This window comes from Acinetobacter sp. YH16052, assembly GCF_013417155.1.
Classification (GTDB): domain Bacteria; phylum Pseudomonadota; class Gammaproteobacteria; order Pseudomonadales; family Moraxellaceae; genus Acinetobacter.
The window spans coordinates 1-2,330 of record NZ_VPEO01000100.1 but is presented as its reverse complement, the minus strand read 5'-3'; the positions used below and the strand labels follow the sequence as shown (position 1 = coordinate 2,330).

The following is a 2,330-nucleotide window of genomic DNA, read 5'->3' as shown; positions in this document are numbered from 1 at the left end:
GCGGTCCAAAGCTGTTGGACTTGGGTGAAAAGGGCGTTTATTCTTCCTATACGTGAACCGCATCCTACGGAATGAGTAACCCTTGCCCTATTGTGAGTAGAACGTCGTATAATTCAAACGAAAGCAGTTAATAGGTATGAAATATCACAGCACAAAAGAGCGACAGGACATGTTTAGATGATGTTATTATAAAATAATAACATCATGGATGAATAAAAAATAATTTTCTATCTTTACAACTATGTTATACTTCTATGATAAGGCTATGATGGCAAAGCCTTGGTTTTCCTAATCAAATAGTCGCCGAGATGGCTTCAATGCGACAGTAGGTCTACTGTCTCACAATTAATTCATGTATCAGATTTTTGTTCCCTGATGGGAAGTGTTATCCATACGAAAAGAATATGGGTAAAGTGTTACACCTGTATATGACATTCAGAATGTCCTGTCGGGGGAACTGGTACCAATTTAATAAAAGAAAACAGTATAGAAATGACAATCGAAGATATGCAAACATTAGCCCTAGAGCATGGGCTGAGAATTTCGGAAGAGATGAGCGTCAATGAGATGGGCATCGACTTTAGAGTTGCCTTTGTAAAGGAAGTAAACGGTGAGAACTGGGTACTCCGTATACCTCGAAGAAGCGATATGCTTGAACAAATCGAAAATGAAAGTAGAATATTGGATTTAGCCAAAAGAAACCTGTCGATCAATGTCCCTGATTGGAAAATTGTATCGGAGCGCCTAATAGCCTACCCTTTACTGGAGGATGCGCCTGCTCTGACATTCGATGCGATAACACATGAGGTTTCTTGGAACATAGATCGCGATAGCATAGCTTATGTGGAGTCTCTGGCAAAATCATTGGCCGAATTACATCGTATTACAGCTGACGATGTGAGAAAGAGCAACTTGAAAATAATGACTCCAAGTGAATTGAGGACCGAAATAGCTGACCGTATCCACTTGGTGAAATCTGAGATAGGTATCAGCGAGCCGTTGGAAAACAGATACCGTAGATGGTTGGACAATGACCCTTTGTGGCCTGAATTCACTTGTTTCATCCATGGCGATCTCTATGCAGGGCATGTCTTAACCTCGAAGGAAGGTAAGACCTCTGGTATCATAGATTGGTCTACTGCGCATATGGGTGATCCTGCACTGGACTTTTCTGGTCACGTATCGGTTTTTGGAGAGGATAGCCTGAAGAGTTTGATAACGGAGTATGCTAAACAAGGCGGAACGATATGGGATAGGCTCTACGAACAATCTATAGAGAGGGCTGCTGCAGCTCCATTAGCATATGGCGCTTTTGCGGTAGAGTGCAACGACGATAATCATATCAATGCCGCCAGAGCAGCCTTAGGTATTGTTCAATAAAATGATGTGAGGATACTTTTTTAAATGCTAAAATAGGAGTTCGATTGGTGCCACTTAAGAGTATCATTGATTTCTATTTTAGCCAGTATCCTCCACTTTTAGGAGCTCCTCGAAACTCGATTTTATGATCATCTCTTAAGATTTTGAGCCACCGCTCTACTATCTTGACAGGAACTAATAGCTCGTTTACTAAAAATGGTGCACGCTTTCCTGGATTAGTTCTTATCTGATTAAATAGTAGATTTACTCCCTCACTTACTCCCTCATTAGATTCGAAAAGTAGCTTTGATGAGACAATAACTCGAAAACCGTGCTGGAAATTTTCAAAGACAGGGGGACGCAGACCATAGGATGCGAAGCCTTCTTGGATTCGTTTGATGCCTGACCCATATTTTTCAATAAAATGCGCTTCTTTGAACGTGGCAGATATCCTTTTATTGCGCGCCCATGGCGAGTAATCTTCACGAAGAAGCTGATCAATCGTTAAGTTATCAGCTAAACCACCTGGATTGAAAAACTCTATGGAATTGTAATACACCCTGATTATGGAATCGGCAAATTAATTTGGACTTGGGTGAAAAGGGCGTTTATTCTTCCTATTACGTTGTCGGCAGCGGGCCAAAAAGGAATACGTCCATGCCCATCGAGGTGAAACCGGCTGTGAGCGCGGGTTCAAGCATATAGCCCGACAGGCGCGTATCCTTGCCGATCACGACACGATGGCGGTGGTCACCGCGACGAAAGACACGGCCAGCCGCCATGCCGACGCGCAAGGCGGTTTCCGCCGTCATCGCGCCTTCGTTGGCTTTGCCACGAATACCGTCTGTGCCGAAATATTTGCGCACCATAAGGTCGATTATCCTGTCGTCGGGTCGCCCTCAAAGGGGACATGCCTGCTGAACCGCGAATATAGAGAAATATCCCGAATGTGCAGTTAACGAATTCTTGCG

Annotated in this window: 3 protein-coding genes; 1 reads left to right on the top strand and 2 read right to left on the bottom strand. The window is 43.5% G+C overall.

Features of this window, described 5'->3' with window-relative positions:
- The first annotated feature begins 492 nt into the window (after positions 1-492).
- Positions 493-1,380 carry an Mph(E)/Mph(G) family macrolide 2'-phosphotransferase gene (mph, locus tag FTV42_RS16315; protein WP_071830579.1) on the top strand — a complete coding sequence of 296 codons (888 nt, stop codon included), beginning with the start codon at positions 493-495 and terminating at the stop codon, positions 1,378-1,380.
- Between the two features lie 73 nt (positions 1,381-1,453).
- On the opposite strand, the gene FTV42_RS16310 is transcribed toward mph, so the two are convergent.
- Together FTV42_RS16310 and FTV42_RS16305 are read right to left on the bottom strand one after the other, a co-directional pair.
- On the bottom strand, positions 1,454-1,918 hold the full coding sequence (locus FTV42_RS16310; RefSeq protein ID WP_071830580.1) for an ATP-binding protein: 465 nt from the start codon (positions 1,916-1,918) through the stop codon (positions 1,454-1,456).
- Positions 1,919-1,979: 61 nt separating this feature from the next.
- Positions 1,980-2,228, bottom strand: coding sequence for a phosphoglucosamine mutase (locus FTV42_RS16305; protein WP_071830581.1), 249 nt, complete (start codon positions 2,226-2,228; stop codon positions 1,980-1,982).
- Between the last annotated feature and the right edge of the window lie 102 nt (positions 2,229-2,330).

Excerpts from the sequence above, each read along its gene's own strand:
- mph (WP_071830579.1), top strand. The coding sequence starts at position 493 with ATGACAATCGAAGATATGCAAACATTAGCCCTAGAGCATGGGCTGAGA.
- FTV42_RS16305 (WP_071830581.1), bottom strand. The coding sequence starts at position 2,228 with ATGGTGCGCAAATATTTCGGCACAGACGGTATTCGTGGCAAAGCCAAC.